Below are 16,527 nucleotides of genomic sequence, written 5' to 3' on the forward strand. Positions count from 1 at the left end.
GGCATCTTCATTGTAGCTTGAAATTGAGGCGTAGACTATAGCAAACTTAACGATTGAAAAATAATTTCAAAAAAACTAAATTTTATCAAGTTGTGGTTTGTAAATGTAAGTTATACAATTAGATGCAAGAAATGCAAATAAACGTTATAATTTTCCATTAAGGGAGGTGATAATTTTGAAATAGGATAGACTCAGGAAGCGGAGCCACTACATGTTTATACCATTTTATTCTTTTGGCATAATAGTCAATTAAATTTTTGAGGAGGAGGCCTTTCTTTGAAAAAATTAGGTATGGTATGTAAAATAGTTCTGATACTTGTATTCATATTGCCTTTAAAACCGGTGTTTGACCAACATATAGATGCATGGTCAGGTATGCCCATGGGAGAGCTCCATGTCAGGGGCAATCAATTGGTGAACAGCAGCGGAAAACCTGTTGTTTTGAGTGGCTGGCATCAGCCGTCGGGAGCATACTGGACCTATCAAAACAGTAATTATTATCTCAAATTGAATGGTAACAATCGTCATGCAGCAATTTTGGCTTATTTGAAGGATATCACCGACACCTTTACAGACACCAGACCGAAGTATGGAAGCAACCACGGTTGGTATATGAATCAGGTCCGATTGTTTATTGACCGCCAGGATATGGGAGATGTGGCCGCAGGGTCATACAACTTCGCCGGTTTACAGGCAGTTACACAAAATGTGATTATTCCATACATCAATTATGCGAAAACAAAGGGCGTTTATGTTACCCTTGGTCTTGATTTCACTTTGGCTAACGACCAGGGTACAACACAATCCAATTTGGACAAATTTAATCAAATCTGGGGGTATCTTGCCTCGCAGCCGGCTATTAATAGCGCGGATAACGTCATGTTTGAACTGATCAACGAGCCAATTAAGTCGTATGCGAATGGGCATTGGGGAGGCTATCCCGGCGAGAATGATTTTCTTGACCATTGGAATGATCTGAGAAGATTCCAGAACTCTATTATTTCCACGATTCGAAGTAAAGGAGCGGATAATGTCATCTGGGCTGCAGGACTTGGATACAACCAATTTTACAGCCCGGTGGCAAAACACCCGCTGACAGACCCCTTGAACAACTACGGCTATGCTGTCCACTGGTATCCGGGCTACGGAGCTTATGATAACAAGGACAAGCTGCAATCGCAATGGGATTCCAACATTAAGGCGGCAGCTCAAGCCTATCCAATAAATGTTACAGAATTTACCTGGTTCAAAACACAACCCGGCGATTCAGAGTACTGGAATTTGTTTAACGGCTCTAATGATGGATTTGGGAAAAACACGAAGTCCATTTTTACAGCAGCCGGTAATGTCAGCATGACCGCACACATGAATGGCTTTCTGCTGGAATCTGGAGCAAGGAGTTCATTTGCGGACCCAACAGCAGGGTTAAAGTGGGATGGCGATACCCGACGTCAGGCGATGGCCCGCTTTTTGTTTGGCTGGTACTATGAGCGTGCACAGGCCTATCCGAGAGCACTACTCCAGAACAGTGGATCAGCAACGGATAATGTGCCTGCGGATGCACCGACTGATGTGCTTACAGATACATACATTAATGCACCGACTGACGCACAATCAGAATGATGTTAATACTTTCAGCTACCGACAGCCTATCCAATTGGATAGGCTGTCGTATTATTTTATAGAAATGAGAACTCAAAATCACTCAGCAGGCGGTGAACAAATGGAAGAAGAAATCTCTTCGCGAATTATGTATGATGATCAGTTTATATGAAGTTAGTAGAACTTGCTGTAACCTCTAATTTGGGATTCGCAAAGTTCAGTCACCTAACATTTACGTCCATTTTTAGGCTTCCGTTATGTAAGGTTGTTGAAATGATGAGGAGAGAGTATAGTTTGTATGTATTTATTTTGTGCGGGAAGAGGTTAATATGGCGACAATTCATGATGTAGCATTAAAAGCGGGCGTGTCGGTCACAACAGTATCCCGTGTAATGAACAACCGGGGATATATCAGCGAAACTACACGCAAAAAAGTGTTCGACGCAATGGAGGAACTTAATTATCAACCGAATGAAATAGCACGATCCCTATTGCGCAAGCAGTCTAATATTATTGGCCTGATTATTCCCGATGTCTCGCATCCTTTCTTCAGTGAGCTTGCCAATCAGGTTGAGTTCTATGCCTATCAGCAAAACTGCAAGGTCCTGCTGTGCAATTCCCATATGGATCCCGTGAAGGAAAAAGTGTATATCGATATGTTGAAGCGGAACCGGGTGGATGGCATCATTATGGGTAGCCATACATTAGAAGTAGAAGAGTACCGACATTTGAATTCACCGATTGTGACATTTGATAGACAGATTGACCCGTGTATTCCTTACATATCCTCGGATAATTATCGCGGAGGCGAGCTGGCTACGGAGCTGCTCATCAGCAAAGGCTGCCAGAAAATTGCGCATATATGCGGAAATCTGGAGCTGAACATGCTGTCCAATGAGCGGACCAAAGCATTCCGGGATGTCGTGGGCAGGGATGGTGTCCAGCATGTGATCGTTCAAACAGACTTGAATGTGTTCGACCAGAAGGAGTACGAGCGAATCATTTCAAAACTCGTTCATGAACATCCCGATGTTGATGGAGTGTTCGCAACAAGTGATATTATTGCGGCTTTTGCGCTGAAAGAATATATTCGCGCTGGAAGGCATGTGCCAGAGAATGTGCGCATTGTAGGCTTCGATGATGTAAGCGTTGCTTCCTGGCTGACGCCGGAACTTACATCGGTAAGACAGCCGATTACAGACATCGGCAGACTGGCGGTCGAGCTGATCCGCAGGCAGGCGGAAGGGGAGCAGGTACAACCTGTCAATCTGCTGCCTGTTGAACTAATTGAGCGTGCAACGACCTGAATGAAAATCTGTTCCTCTAACAAGGGGAACAGATTTTTTTTAGTACATGTTAAAAATTCAACATGTCAAACGATTGACACAAGTTAAACCCTTGACATATAATCCGTTTGTAAGCGTTTTATTTAAGTGTTCAGAGCCATTATATAAATAAGGGGATGACAACAATGAGGAAATTCAAAAGAGTTCAATGGATGGTAATGCTGCTTCTTTTGGTTATGGTGGTGTCTGCATGCAGTGGCTCCGGAGGAGAAGGTAATTCGGCTTCTGGAGGGGGATCAGGGGATTCGAAAAATGTGAAAATTACGCTTTTGAACTCCAAAGGCGAAATCCTTCCACAGCTGGAGGAAGCCGCGAAGGCGTTCCAGAAAGACAATCCGGGCATTACTGTTGAAATCCAGCCGGTTCCGACTGGTGGATCTCCTTTTGAGCGTGCCTCTGCCTTGTATGCATCAGGAAACCCGCCGACCATGATCATGCTAGATACAGGCGATGTTGAGAAATTTAAGGACCGTATCCTCGATCTAAGCGGGGAAAAGTGGAATGCGGACACTGTTGAAAACGCTACCAATGCTACGACATTTGATGGTAAAAATTACGCGTTTCCACTGGCTGTTGAAGGCTACGGATTCATTTACAACAAAGCCGTTGTAGATAAAGCGGTAGGCGGAAGCTTTGATCCCACCACAATTAAAACCCGAAATGACCTTGAAAAACTGTTTCAGCAAATCGAGACATCCGGAAAGAAAGCACTGGTGATTTCATCAATGGACTGGTCCCTGGGCGCTCATTATTTGCCTCTTGCTTATGCAGGCCAGAACAAAGACATGGCTGAAGTGGACAAATTCATGGCGTCACTAAAAGCGGGCCAGGCGGACTTGGCTAATAATCCTGTATTTAACGGACTTATGGATACATTCGACGTCATGATGAAATACAATATCGATCAGGCTTCTCCGCTAGCAGGAACTTATGAACGCGGACCGGAACTGCTCGGCAAAGGTGAAGTTGGCATTTGGTTCATGGGCAACTGGGCATGGCCGCAAATCAACAGTTTTGATACCGCTAACAAAGAATATGGTTTTCTGCCTGTACCCATCAGCGACAATGCCGCTGACTACGGCAATCAGGAGATTTCGTCTGCTGTATCCAAGCGCATTGTTATTGACAAGGAGAAGACTACTCCGGAACAGCAAGAGGCGGCGAAGAAGTTCCTGAACTGGATCGTCTATGAAGAGAAAGGCCAGGATTTCCTCGTGAACCAAGCGAACATTATCCCGGCGTTCAAAAATATTACACTGCCTGCGGCCGACCCGCTTGGCAAGTCCATCCAGGATTATATCGCAAAAGGCAAGTCAGAGCAGTCGATGAGCATGCTGCCTGCCGACCACTGGTCCAAGACAGGATCTTCCATGCAAAAGTATCTGGCGAAACAGGGCGATCGCTCAACACTGGTTAAAGAAATCGAAAACTACTGGAAAACCGTTAAATAAGGTTGTTTTCAAATTACCTGGAATAGAGAGAGAAACCCGGAACAAAGGGAGGGATCATCATGATTACGGAAAAAGGAGTATGGAACCGGCTGCGGACGCGGCTGCTGTTTACCGGCCCAACCTTGTTTGCCTTCATAACGGTAATGATTATTCCATTTTTGTATGGCATCTATCTGACGTTCACAAACTGGGACGGTATTTCCACCACACTATCGCTAGTTGGCATCCAAAACTATCTGTCTGTTTTTAGAGATATTGAGTTTTGGAAATCGTTCGGCTTGACGCTCAAGTATGTGTTTTATACCGTTGTTCTTATCAATGTGATCGCTTTTATGCTGGCTTATGTGCTGACTAAAGGGTTAAAAGGACAGAGTATTTTCCGGGCGGGATTTTTCCTGCCCAACCTTGTCGGCGGCATTGTACTCGGTTTTATCTGGCAGTTTATATTCAACAACGTGCTTGTCTATTTGGGACAACATGCCAGCATACAGTCGCTCAGCACGACTTGGCTGGCTGATCCCGACAAAGCGTTCTGGGCACTCGTGATTGTAACCGTGTGGCAGAACGCGGGTTACATGATGGTCATTTACATCGCAGGATTGACGGGTGTGCCGAATGATATTATGGAGGCCGCAAGCATTGATGGGGCAAACAGCTGGACCAGACTACGGAAAATGGTACTGCCCTTGATGGTTCCTTCTTTCATCGTATGTATATTTTTGTCCCTGCAACGCGGATTTATGGTCTATGACGTGAACCTTGCGCTCACAAAAGGTGGGCCGTTCAGCAGTACTCAAATGGTGTCGATGCATGTGTATGAAAAGGCATTCCTTTCCCGTGATTATGGTGTGGGGCAAGCAGAAGCATTCGTGTTGTTCCTGATGGTTGCTCTCATCACTCTGCTTCAGGTTTATTTTAGCAAGAAGTTGGAGGTGGAGGCGTAATGACAAGAAAAAGAGTTGCTTCCTCCGTGATCAAATTCATTGTGCTGACAGTCATACTCATATTGTTCATCGTACCGTTCGTCTTTCTACTGATCAATTCGTTCAAGGAAAACATGGCCATCACCTCAAATCCGTTATCCCTTCCCGAGAGCTTCAGTATGGTCAATTATATGAATGCATTCGATAAAATGAATTACATCGCTGCCTTCACCAACTCATTGGTCATAACGGTGCTAAGTGTTCTGTTTATCTCACTGTTCGCGGCGATGACGGCTCATTATTTTGTCAGAAACAACACCAAGTTCAACCAATATACATTTATGCTGATGGTTGCATCCATGATCATTCCATTCCAGGCTATCATGATTCCATTGGTGAAAATCTACGGGTCACTTGATCTGCTGAACAGCAAGTGGTCGCTGATTTACATGTATATCGGTTTTGGCAGCTCGCTGGCCGTCTTCATTTATCATGGTTTCGTAAAGAGTATTCCAAAGGAACTGGAGGAAGCGGCGCTAATTGACGGCTGCACGCGGTTTCAGACATTCTTCCGGATTGTGTTTCCGGTACTGATGCCCACGACTGCCACCATTTCCATTCTCAATGTGCTGTGGATCTGGAATGATTTTCTGCTGCCTTCCCTCATTCTGGTCGATCCGGAGCAAAGGACACTTCCGTTGTCCACGTATAACTTTTATGGAACCTATACAGTGGATTATGGTCCATTGATGGCAAGTTTGGTACTGACGATATTTCCGATCATTATCATCTATCTGTTCGCCCAGAAGTATATTATTCAGGGTGTTATGCAAGGCTCGATTAAATAACTGCAGGGGGAGGATGCTTTATCAAACAGACTAGAACGTATACGAGAGAGCGTGCAGATCAATTTATTTCCCAATCGAAGCATATGCTTCGGCCAGATTATCGGCTGCACTACCATTTAATGGCTGAATTGGGCTGGATGAATGATCCGAACGGCTTCATTCAATATAACGGGCAATATCACTTGTTCTATCAACATTACCCGTATAAATCAGTATGGGGACCGATGCACTGGGGACATGCAGTCAGCCGCGATCTTATGAAGTGGGATTATCTGCCGATCGCTTTGGCACCGGACGGTGAGTTCGACCAGGATGGCTGCTTCTCTGGCAGTGCGATTGAGCAGGACGGAAAGCTTGTCCTGATGTATACCGGACATGTTGTAACCGGGCCTGACAAAGATCAGGATTACAAGCAGTCGCAGGGAATTGCAGTATCAGAAGACGGAATAACGTTCGAAAAGTGGGAGGGCAACCCGGTCATCGGTTATGACGCTATACCGGACACGATCAGCCGTAAAGACTTCCGTGACCCTAAGGTGTTTAGGCACGAAGATCAATATTACGCCGTTCTCGGCTCTAATGATGCGAAAGGGAACGGACTTGTACTGCTTTACCGTTCTGAAGACCTGAAAAGCTGGACGTATGTCAATGTACTAGCCGTGAGTGACGGACGCTTCGGCGATAATTGGGAGTGTCCAGATCTGTTCCCGCTCGGTGGTCGGCACGTATTTATGCTATCCCCGCAGCGCATGCCTGCACAGGGGGAGGCTTACCGCAATCTGCATTCCACTATGTACGGTATAGGTGATTTCAATTCCGCTGCCGGAACATTTACGGCAGAGCGGTATGCTCAGGTGGATCACGGATTCGATTTCTATGCACCACAGTCAACCTTGGATGATAAAGGGCGGCGTATCGTTATCGGATGGATGGATATGTGGGAATCGGAGATGCCGACTCAGGAGGGGCACCATTGGGCTGGTGCGATGAGTCTTCCGCGGGAAGCGGTGATCGACGGCGCCAGGCTGCTGTTCCGTCCACTTGAAGAGGTAAAGAATTACCGATGCAATCTGTTCGAGCAGCGAGATATCTTACTGACAGGTGAGCAGATTATGGACACGCGCGGAGATAGCTACGAACTGAAGGTCGTATTTGAGTTCGAGGCTGGCCATACGGATGAATTCGGCTTGAAGCTGCGGGTGGGCGACGAAGAGGAGACTGTACTCTCGTATCGTCCTGATGACGGTCTGTTCCGTTTTAACCGTGAGCGTGCCGGTATCGGACCGGGCGGAGAGAGAAGAGTGCCCTTGGAATTACAAGAGGGGCGTCTGGAGCTTCGGATTTTCGTCGATAAAAGCTCTGTGGAGATATTCATCGGCGACGGCGAATACGTTCTCACAGGAAGAGTGTATCCCGGAATGGAATCAACAGGTATTCGTGCATTTGCGAACGGAAACTGTACGATTGCCTCTTTCCAGAAGTGGGATATCCTCGCATAGAATCGCATACAAACAGGAACCTGACCGTGGATGGTCAGATTCCTGTTTTTTTGTGGCCATTTTGCTCGTGTGATTTTAGGCGCGCTTATGTTGCAGATAAGCATCAAGATAAGCATCAATTTTTGCGAGAGCTTCTTTTGTACCGCCGGATTGCTGGAAGCTGTCATTTATTTTTTGTACGCCCTCTTTATACGCTGCGTTTGACACTACCTCATGTACGGCATCTTTTAACGTTTGTGTATTGATTTGATCCTTAGTTATTCGATAGCCAGCCTGAAGTTCTGTTAACCGCTGTGCGACCATGGGCTGATCCTTGTCCTGAGGCAGTACGACCAAGGGTACATTAAAGTGAATTCCTTCATTCACACTGTTCATTCCACCATGAGTAATAAATACATCTGAATGACGTAATACCTCCAATTGAGGAACATAAGACGAGATGATAAAGTGCTCAGGAGCCGGGTTAATTTTGGTAAAGTCAGCTTTCTCGCCAGCTGCAATCACGACGATGCCTTCAAAATCGGAAAAAGCCTCAATGCAGGTGTTAAAAAAGTCTTCAGTGTGGTCCAGCACAGTTCCCATCGAAATATATAAAACCTTTTTACCCTGTAGTCTGTCCAGCGGGAATGAATTTTCTCCTTTGCGCTCCGGGAAGCTGGGGCCAATAAAAAGATGCTCGTCCCCAAATTTTTCACCATTCGGTTGAAAATATCTGCTCGTATATACAACATTCAAAGCTCCTGAATTGTTCATAAATTGAACCAGATCTTTGGGAGCAACACCGAACCTTTCTTTCATGAGATGCAGTGAAGACGTGACTTGTTCATCAGGCTGAAACGGTACTTTAGCGTCGGAGCGGAAGAGATTGGCAGCCATCAGATGATTTGAAATGAGAAAAGATGGGGATGAAGAAATGCCTGGAATATTCAAATAATCTCTTACTAATTCACCAGCTCCGAATCGATCATAGAACACCAAGTCAAATTGAATACGCTCGGACAGCTCCTGAGTGATGGCTAAGATGTCCATCGAAGTCTGGATATGAATATTCATAAATGCGTTCAGTCCTGCCGGAGTGTTGGTATCAATGGAAGCAGTCCTGACCAGATCAGGATGCAGGTGAACCTTCGCTCCAACTGCTTCGAGTCTATTCTTGTATTTCTCAGTTGTAATGTAATGTACTTGGTCCCCTCGTGCTGCAAAGGCTTGCGTGATCCCAAGCGTGGGGTTTACATGTCCTTCTGCCGGAAAGTTAACCATTAATACGTTTAACATTCATCATTACTCCTTTTCTCTACAATTAAGATCGCAGTTTTCACTGAATCTCTTAATCCATAATAACAATAATATTTATTTTTTCAAATGATATCCTTTCATGATCGTGAAACACATGTTGGCATGAAATGTGTATAACAAATATTTACCTCGTGCATAGTAAAGACGAACGCTATTTAGCAAGGGAGGTTTTTTCTAAGTGAATGTTCAAAGAGCACAAGAAATAGCGTCCTCTTCCATCATGGCGAATGTGTTGTGCGATGGGCTACCCATTTATATTCAGCATGTGAATGAACAGCGTGAGACGGCACGGATCTATGCGCTAAACAACCCGGAAGAGGAACGGGAAGTGCCTTTGTACGCGTTAACAGAACGAGATCAGGCACTGGAATAAGAAAGGAGGGCTATGAAAAATGAAACCCAATCAACAGAAGGAAATCGAGGCAGACCGTTTGAACTTTCGTGATCAGACGGATGATGTGGTTAGAGAAGTGCCGGCCACGACGGATGCCAGCGAAGCAGTTGCAGCAATGACCTCACATATCAATAAATACGATGTACCGGATGAGTTGGAGGAGAAATAGAGAATGACCAAGCGCGCACAGGGTAACCTGCTGCGTGCTTTTTATATGACACATATTTGGCTGGAGTCGAACAAATAGTATTTAGTGCCCAAACGTACAAATGATGTTGCCCATGTGTACGTTTTTTTCTGTTTGTTTTTTTGTAAAATAATATATAAATGATTTCTGTTCAAACTAAATGGACCAGGCCGTCATAGTGCTATTATCTCTATTAAGTTGAAAAGCCGAATTTAGAATTGTAGGAGGGAATTATGAACGATGAATTCAATGTACAGGTCCAGAATGTAGATACGGAAATAAGTGAAAGTGAAGGTGAATTTGAGAAGAAAGATATTTCAAAAGTATTAACTATAATATGGATTTTTATAATTTATAGTGAGTCTGTCATTCTTCAACATTTGTCTAGTGGTCTAAATCTGCTGCAAAGTGTCTTATTCACTGTAATCATCATATTGCACATCCTCTTGTACTTGCATGCTCAAAGAGTTGCAAAATATTTTTCATGGGTTTATTTTGTTGTGCAAGGGGGATTGATCTTTTCAAGTGCATTTCTTCTACCTGACAGTTTTTCGATTGTACTGGTTGGGTTAATGCCAATTTTGGTGGGTCAGAGTATAGGTATTTATTATAAGCCGTTTAAGGTCATTCTTGTATTTTTGATCTCCTATGTACTTTTTTGTGTAGCTGTGGTCTGGCATAATGATGGCAGGCAGTTTGTGTTGTTCATCCCGCTATTTTTTCTAATTGCAGTTGTTATAGTAGCTTATGCCGTTCTTTTTCTCAAACAAGTCAAAGCACGAATCCGAACGCAAAACGTTCTTAAAGAACTTGAAATCGCACATCAAAAGGTCGAAGAACTTACAATTGCTAACGAACGGCAACGCATGGCCCGTGATCTTCATGATACGCTGGCTCAAGGGCTTGCTGGGCTAATCATGCAACTTGAAGCCATTGATGCCCATCTGACAAAAGGGAGTACGCAAAGAGCTCAGGAGATCGTCCAACAATCGATGTCACAAGTGCGAAGAACATTGTCTGATTCAAGGCGAGCTATAGACAATCTGCGTTCGAAAACCATCTCGGAAGTTGATTTTGCAGAAGCAGTGGAGGAAGAAATACAGCGATTTACAATGGCTACGAGCATTCGTGTAACACGCAACATCAAAATTAAAGCTTCCGTCCCCAGACTGTTGTTCGAACATGGATTGTTTATTATAAGCGAGTGTTTAACCAACGTAGCGAAACATTCACATGCTAATACCGTATGGATTCATATTTTAGATAAAGAGGGCATGATTGAAATTGAGATTCGCGATGATGGAAAAGGATTTGATACGGATATTATTGCCAAGCAAACAGGGCATTACGGAATAATAGGTATACATGAACGTGTACGGATGCTGGGTGGAAAAATCAATATCAGCAGTATATTTCAAGAAGGTACAGCTATAAAAATAGAGGCGCCTCTTACTAAAGGAGACCTATCATGAAATACAAGATTTTAATCGTCGACGATCATTGGGTAGTTAGAGAAGGATTAAAGCTGGTGCTGGAGACCAATGACAGTTATGAAGTGATTGGTGAAGCTGGAGAAGGTGTAACGGCTCTTAAATTGATCGAGGAACTTCAGCCACATGTCATATTGTTGGATTTATATATGCCACAAATGAGTGGTTTGGAAACCATGAAAGCCCTCAGAGAAAAACAAAATGACACACCAGTCATTATCCTGACGACCTATAACGAAGATGATTTAATGATTAAGGGACTATCTTTGGGGGCAAAAGGATATTTACTAAAAGATACCAGTCGAGAAAACTTATTTCGCACTATTGAGTCTGCGCTAAGGGGTGAAACGCTGCTTCAGCCAGAAATAACAGCAAGGGTATTTGCTGCTACGAATAAGAGAGAAGCAGAGATAGAATCACACGAAAGAAGCTTAGTTCTGACTGATAAGGAAAGACACATATTAAAGTCTGTTGCACATGGTTTTAAAAGTAAGGAAATTGCGTTTGATATGGGAATTTCCGAGCGTACCGTAAAAGCACATTTAACGAATATTTATAACAAGCTTGGTGTTGATTCCAGATCCGAAGCCGTTGCCGTTTCGTTGGAACGTGGTATTTTACAGCTTTAGAAATAATAACTGAAAATATGTTATTTATTTGCCCAGTCGTACATAAGGTGCTTGCCCCTTTGTACGATTTTTTTGTTTGTACATTGTTATAACATGAAAAAAGAATGAAAAAGTTTACTTGACCCACGGGTTGCTGATAGCACCTTTAGAAGAGAGAATCAGAGAGGATGACATTAGTTGAAGAGAAAAGAAATCAGGATAATGATTGCAGGGGTTGCATTAGCTTTAGTAGCTTCCGGTTGCTCCAGTGCATCGGAGAACTCTGTAACAGAAGCAAGTCACCCGGTAAAAATTGAGAAACTTGCAATGAAACCTTTGGCCAATGATTTTAATTTGGCGGGAACATTGCAGGCAAGTAATGAGGCCAATGTTTCCTTTGAAGCGGATGGACGTATATTGAACACCATGGTCGAGGTTGGGGATTCAGTAGAAAAAGGGAGTGTCCTTGCGAAGCTAGATACATCTGCTTACCAGTTACAGCTAGATCGGGCAAAGGCAACCATGGAAAAGGCAAAGGCTGGTGTAAGCCAAGCGGAGGCTTCTGTTCAATCGGCCCAGGCGGGCATTCATAGTTCACAATCCCAGGTCAACGCGGCCCAATCCAAATTGCAGGAATTGAACAATGGCGCCAAAAAGCAGGAGATTGCACAGTCTCAAAATGCGGTTACTGTAGCAACTAATAATTATAACAAGAAGAAAGCGGATGCCGCACGGTCCCAAAGTCTATTCCAGGCAGGTGCAGTATCATTAACGGAAAATGAGAATGCGCAGCTGGAATTAGCAAACGCACAAAAAAGCTTAAGTGATGCGCAAGAGAAATTGTCTCTTTTGCTTGCAGGGGCATCCCAGGAACAGCGTGCCCAAGCTTCGGCCGGGGTAGATCAGGCCAGGGCAGGGCTGGAATCGGCTAGGGCTACTATACAACAAGGGCTAGCCAGTAAAGCTCAGGCGCAGGCTACCTATGAGGATGCATTGGCTGCTTATGAACAGTCAGCCTTGTCACTGAAAAAAGCTACTTTAACTTCCCCGATCACGGGTGTTGTGATTGAAAAAAAGATATCTGATGGTCAACTGGGCTCCAGCGGGAGTGAGGCATTTGTTGTCGGAAATATCAAGACTTTAAAAGTACTTCTCCCTGTACCGGACAGTGAAATCTTATCGTGGAAGAAAAACCAAAAAGTAAATATATCTCTCTATGATGAAATTAGAACAGGGACCGTTACTCAGATCTATCCATCGACTAACTCCAAAACGGGAAGCATCAATGTGGAAGTTAGCATTCCCAATCCCGAACTGAATTGGAAACCTGGTCAAGTCATAAGCGCATCTAAAAGCATGAATCAAAACGAAGCGCTTTTAGTGCCCGTAGAGGCCGTAATTAGTACGGGAAATGATCCTTATGTCTTTAAAGCAGTAAACGGAAAAGCCGTCAAAACACCGATTAAACTGGGGAAAGTGACTAATAATCAGCTCGAAGTGGTCTCTGGACTACAGGCAGGCGATCAAATCGTTACACAAGGAGCAGGAACCTTATTTAATGGTGATTTAATTGGGAATGATGTACTTGGGAAATCGGAGGAGTCGTCCGAATGATTAAATATATCGGTAAAAAACAAAAAATTACACTCATTTTCTTTGGCATGTGCATTGTGCTAGGGCTCTACAATTTTACATCGTTACCTAAACAAGAGCAGCCCGATGTTATTCCCTTGTCAGCCAGTGTTACAACCATCTATCCGGGCGCCTCACCCGAAAGAATCGAGCAAACCATTACTAAGGTCATGGAACAGAAAATTAAAGCCGTACAAGGTGTCAAAACGGTTTCTTCCACTTCATCTAAAGGCCAATCCAGTATAACTGTAGAAGCTTTTGAAGATGCAGACCCGACAAAAGTATGGGCTGATCTTCGTACAAAGGTACAGGATGCACAGTCCGAGCTTCCAGATGATGCGATGCAGCCGGTTATCAATGATAGCATGACAAGCTCTTTCATTGGTTCATATGCGATTACTTCTGATAAAATTGAGAATTTATACTCGTTGAATGAATTAATGAACAAATGGAAAGATCAATTAAAAACGGTCTCGGGTGTTTCGCAAGTTAATATTCAAGGAATACCAGATCAAGAAGTACGAATCAGTTTAGACACACAAAAGATGCAACAATATAACATCTCCTGGGAGCAGGTTGTTCAAGCAATCAAAAATGAGAATGAAAGAGTTCCTACAGGTAGTATGGATTTCAATGAGCGTACTTATCAGCTGACGGTAAATGCCTCTACCGATCCATCCATTCTAAATAACGTCCAGATTTCAAGCAATGACGATGGATTCCCGATATCTCTGAAAGATGTAGGGACAGCCTCACTTGTTTTTAAAAAAGCAGCTAGTTATACGTATGTGAATAACAAGCCTGCTATTTCGATCAGTGTGAGTGGAGATACAGGCACAGACGTACCAACAGTATCTAAAGCGACTACAGCCAAAATCAATGAACTTGTGAGCAGTTTGCCGAAGAATGTACATTTTGAGCTGCTTTTTGCGCAAAATGATCGAGTAGATGAAATGTTTGGAAATCTGACCAAAGAGATGATCATCGCTATTATATCGGTCATTGTTATATGTACATTAGGTTTAAATTTGCTGACTTCTGCATTTGTGGCCTTGGCCATTCCTGTTTCCATCGCCATCGGCTTTATTTTCTTGCCCACAACAGGAATCACGCTGAATCAAATTTCAGTCATCGGATTAATCATCGTGCTAGGGATATTGGTTGATGATGCCGTCGTGGTCAATGACAATATTGAACGCCGACGCACTGAATTTGGGGAAGATGCTACGGAGGCAGCCATTAAAGGAACGAAAGAGGTATCCTTATCAATCATTACAGCTACACTAGCTACGGTTGCAGCATTTGCCCCGCTTTTATTCCTGCCGGGCACCATTGGTGACTTTATTAAACCGATACCTACCGTTATTTCGTTAACGATGCTGGCTTCCATGATTATGTCATTAACGATCATTCCTATTTTCCGTCAATGGTATGATCAACGTCGTAAAGGAAAAGAGAATAATAGGACAGTTAAGCCACCTGGACTTCTGGGGAATCAAATCCAGTCTCTATCCAATGTGTACTCTAAAAACTGGATGCCAAGAATACTGCGACGCCCACTTTTAACAGCGCTTATTGGTCTTATGATGGGTACAGCAGCTTATGGACTACTTGCTGTTGTTCCTATTGAATTATTTCCGGATTCCGATCAAGCGGATGCCACGATCAGTGTAACAATGCCAGAAGGAACATCGTTGCAGGCAACCAATCAGGTTATTAACGAGATTGGCATGTGGGTCAAAAAACAGCCAGAAACAGAGCGGCTGGCGGCAACGGCAGGTGGAGGAGCGCCTCAGCTGTACAGCGATGTTGCAGGTGGTCACGGCTCTGGGGGAGCGGTAAACGGCCAAATTGCTGTCGTTGGAAAAGAAGGGCTATTTGATCTCAAAAAAACAGTGGATAACTGGACCCATACGCTACAAGCTAAATATCCATCTGCATTAATCAGCATTCGTGTTCCCCAATTAGGTATTCCGGTCGGCAGTGCGGTGTCTATCCGTATAAAAGGAGAAGACATGGATAAGCTGCAAAACATGACAACTAAAGTCAAAGAAATGGTTGCGGGAACCCCCGGAGCTGTAGATGTGACCGATAATATGGGTATGCAAAGCTATAATCTGAATTTCCAAATCAATCAGCAAGCCTTGGATAAATATCAGGTTAGCTATTCCGATTTAACGCGTACTTTGCTATTAATGGGTGACGGGGTGAATGTAACGGATTTTGATACGGGTAAGGAATTGCTTGATGTCAATATATACATGAATAAACCAAACCATGATCCTGAGGTATTATTCCAACAATTAAGTGTGAACAATGCGGCAAGGGAGCAAATCCCCTTATCCCAATTAGCCACGATGAAACCGGACTTTTCCATCCAACAAATCCACCGCTATGATCTGGAACGGACGGTAACGATCTCAGCCAATGGAAATGGGCGTACGGCTACAGAACTCACTAATGATATCCGTAGCAAACTTACAAATACCCAGTTTGAACCAGGCTACACCTGGGAGATGGGAGGGGAAACATCTGCGCAGTCTGATATGTTTAAGGACTTGGGCAAATTAGCTTTGATTGTTATTTTTCTTATTCTCCTCTTAATTACCATGCAGTTTTACTCGGTTTCCACACCGCTCATTATTATGACCACTGTTTATCTGGCAGCGGCAGGAGGAATCCTTGGAAGTTTTATTTCAGGGATGCCAATTGGATTTATGAGTATTATGGGTATCATTTCACTTGCTGGTATCGTCGTGCGTAACGGTATCGTGCTGATAGAGTTTATTGAAGATGCGCGGCGTGAAGGCGCTGATTTAACAGACGCCATTCTAATGGCATGCTCTGCCCGTTTCCGTCCGATCCTGCTTACTTCGCTAACTGCGATTGTGGGTATGATTCCTATTGCCACAATCGGGGAGATCTTGTTCAAACCGTTAGCAACGACCATTATTTTCGGACTAATTTTTTCAACTATTTTAACATTGTTTGTAGTTCCGACGCTGTATATGGTCGTAGCTCATCTGAAGCTGAAACGGAAGCATAAGAAGGAAAAGGCTATAAATAGCGATAGCTCAATGACCTTATAGGTAAATATAGAAAAGAATATACTTCATTATCTCCTTATTACTATGAAATCGTGCATTAGACGAGTGTCTTAATGTACGATTTTTTCTTTTGTCGATATTGATTATTATTTCATTGACAGAGTCCACAAAAATCATTACTATAATTGTTGCAAAAGTCCACTA

General features: G+C 43.7%; 13 protein-coding genes. 12 read left to right on the forward strand and 1 reads right to left on the reverse strand.

Going from position 1 to position 16,527, the window contains the following annotated elements; genetic code table 11:
- Positions 1-276 precede the first annotated feature (276 nt).
- From MHB46_RS18325 to MHB46_RS18350, 6 genes are all read left to right on the forward strand, one after another.
- Entirely contained in the window at positions 277-1,623 is a 1,347-nt protein-coding gene (locus MHB46_RS18325; RefSeq protein ID WP_341163041.1) for a cellulase family glycosylhydrolase, read from the forward strand.
- A 308-nt stretch (positions 1,624-1,931) separates the two neighbouring features.
- Entirely contained in the window at positions 1,932-2,909 is a 978-nt protein-coding gene (locus tag MHB46_RS18330) for a LacI family DNA-binding transcriptional regulator (RefSeq protein WP_341163042.1), read from the forward strand.
- 164 nt (positions 2,910-3,073) lie between these two features.
- A complete protein-coding gene (locus tag MHB46_RS18335; protein ID WP_341163043.1) occupies positions 3,074-4,399 on the forward strand; it encodes an ABC transporter substrate-binding protein in 1,326 nt (441 codons plus the stop codon).
- 59 nt (positions 4,400-4,458) lie between these two features.
- Complete coding sequence (locus MHB46_RS18340; protein WP_341163044.1) at positions 4,459-5,343, forward strand: carbohydrate ABC transporter permease; 885 nt, start codon at positions 4,459-4,461, stop codon at positions 5,341-5,343.
- Entirely contained in the window at positions 5,343-6,170 is an 828-nt protein-coding gene (locus MHB46_RS18345) for a carbohydrate ABC transporter permease (RefSeq protein ID WP_069080153.1), read from the forward strand. Before MHB46_RS18340 ends, MHB46_RS18345 begins: the two co-directional genes overlap by 1 nt.
- 83 nt (positions 6,171-6,253) lie before the next feature.
- Positions 6,254-7,669: a glycoside hydrolase family 32 protein gene (locus MHB46_RS18350; protein WP_341163045.1), complete on the forward strand. Its 1,416-nt coding sequence runs from the start codon at positions 6,254-6,256 to the stop codon at positions 7,667-7,669.
- A gap of 75 nt (positions 7,670-7,744) precedes the next feature.
- On the opposite strand, the gene MHB46_RS18355 is transcribed toward MHB46_RS18350, so the two are convergent.
- Entirely contained in the window at positions 7,745-8,944 is a 1,200-nt protein-coding gene (locus MHB46_RS18355; RefSeq protein ID WP_341163046.1) for a macrolide family glycosyltransferase, read from the reverse strand.
- Between the two features lie 199 nt (positions 8,945-9,143).
- Here MHB46_RS18355 and MHB46_RS18360 point away from each other — a divergent pair, with 199 nt between their 5' ends.
- The 6 genes from MHB46_RS18360 (at position 9,144) to MHB46_RS18385 (ending at position 16,365) form a co-directional block, all read left to right on the forward strand.
- The gene (locus tag MHB46_RS18360; protein WP_341163047.1) at positions 9,144-9,338 is read left to right on the forward strand and encodes an H-type small acid-soluble spore protein; all 195 of its coding nucleotides are present in this window, start codon (positions 9,144-9,146) and stop codon (positions 9,336-9,338) included.
- Between the two features lie 19 nt (positions 9,339-9,357).
- Positions 9,358-9,528 (forward strand): hypothetical protein, encoded by a 171-nt coding sequence (locus MHB46_RS18365; protein WP_176716844.1) that lies wholly within the window; start codon positions 9,358-9,360, stop codon positions 9,526-9,528.
- A gap of 251 nt (positions 9,529-9,779) precedes the next feature.
- Complete coding sequence (locus MHB46_RS18370; protein WP_341163048.1) at positions 9,780-11,018, forward strand: sensor histidine kinase; 1,239 nt, start codon at positions 9,780-9,782, stop codon at positions 11,016-11,018.
- Entirely contained in the window at positions 11,015-11,665 is a 651-nt protein-coding gene (locus MHB46_RS18375; protein WP_254327026.1) for a response regulator, read from the forward strand. The genes MHB46_RS18370 and MHB46_RS18375 overlap by 4 nt, the downstream gene beginning before the upstream one ends.
- 201 nt (positions 11,666-11,866) lie before the next feature.
- Complete coding sequence (locus tag MHB46_RS18380) at positions 11,867-13,258, forward strand: efflux RND transporter periplasmic adaptor subunit (protein WP_134902989.1); 1,392 nt, start codon at positions 11,867-11,869, stop codon at positions 13,256-13,258.
- Positions 13,255-16,365: an efflux RND transporter permease subunit gene (locus tag MHB46_RS18385; RefSeq protein ID WP_341163049.1), complete on the forward strand. Its 3,111-nt coding sequence runs from the start codon at positions 13,255-13,257 to the stop codon at positions 16,363-16,365. Before MHB46_RS18380 ends, MHB46_RS18385 begins: the two co-directional genes overlap by 4 nt.
- The last annotated feature ends 162 nt before the right edge of the window (positions 16,366-16,527 follow it).

Origin of the sequence: Paenibacillus sp. FSL H7-0703 (assembly GCF_038003485.1) — a bacterium.
GTDB classification, from domain to species: domain Bacteria; phylum Bacillota; class Bacilli; order Paenibacillales; family Paenibacillaceae; genus Paenibacillus; species Paenibacillus polymyxa_B.

Coding starts and splice junctions, on each gene's coding strand:
- MHB46_RS18365 (WP_176716844.1), top strand. CDS start 9,358: ATGAAACCCAATCAACAGAAGGAAATCGAGGCAGACCGTTTGAACTTT.
- MHB46_RS18345 (WP_069080153.1), top strand. CDS start 5,343: ATGACAAGAAAAAGAGTTGCTTCCTCCGTGATCAAATTCATTGTGCTG.
- MHB46_RS18385 (WP_341163049.1), top strand. CDS start 13,255: ATGATTAAATATATCGGTAAAAAACAAAAAATTACACTCATTTTCTTT.
- MHB46_RS18380 (WP_134902989.1), top strand. CDS start 11,867: ATGATTGCAGGGGTTGCATTAGCTTTAGTAGCTTCCGGTTGCTCCAGT.
- MHB46_RS18355 (WP_341163046.1), bottom strand. CDS start 8,944: ATGTTAAACGTATTAATGGTTAACTTTCCGGCAGAAGGACATGTAAAC.
- MHB46_RS18335 (WP_341163043.1), top strand. CDS start 3,074: ATGAGGAAATTCAAAAGAGTTCAATGGATGGTAATGCTGCTTCTTTTG.
- MHB46_RS18340 (WP_341163044.1), top strand. CDS start 4,459: ATGATTACGGAAAAAGGAGTATGGAACCGGCTGCGGACGCGGCTGCTG.
- MHB46_RS18350 (WP_341163045.1), top strand. CDS start 6,254: ATGCTTCGGCCAGATTATCGGCTGCACTACCATTTAATGGCTGAATTG.
- MHB46_RS18330 (WP_341163042.1), top strand. CDS start 1,932: ATGGCGACAATTCATGATGTAGCATTAAAAGCGGGCGTGTCGGTCACA.
- MHB46_RS18375 (WP_254327026.1), top strand. CDS start 11,015: ATGAAATACAAGATTTTAATCGTCGACGATCATTGGGTAGTTAGAGAA.
- MHB46_RS18370 (WP_341163048.1), top strand. CDS start 9,780: ATGAACGATGAATTCAATGTACAGGTCCAGAATGTAGATACGGAAATA.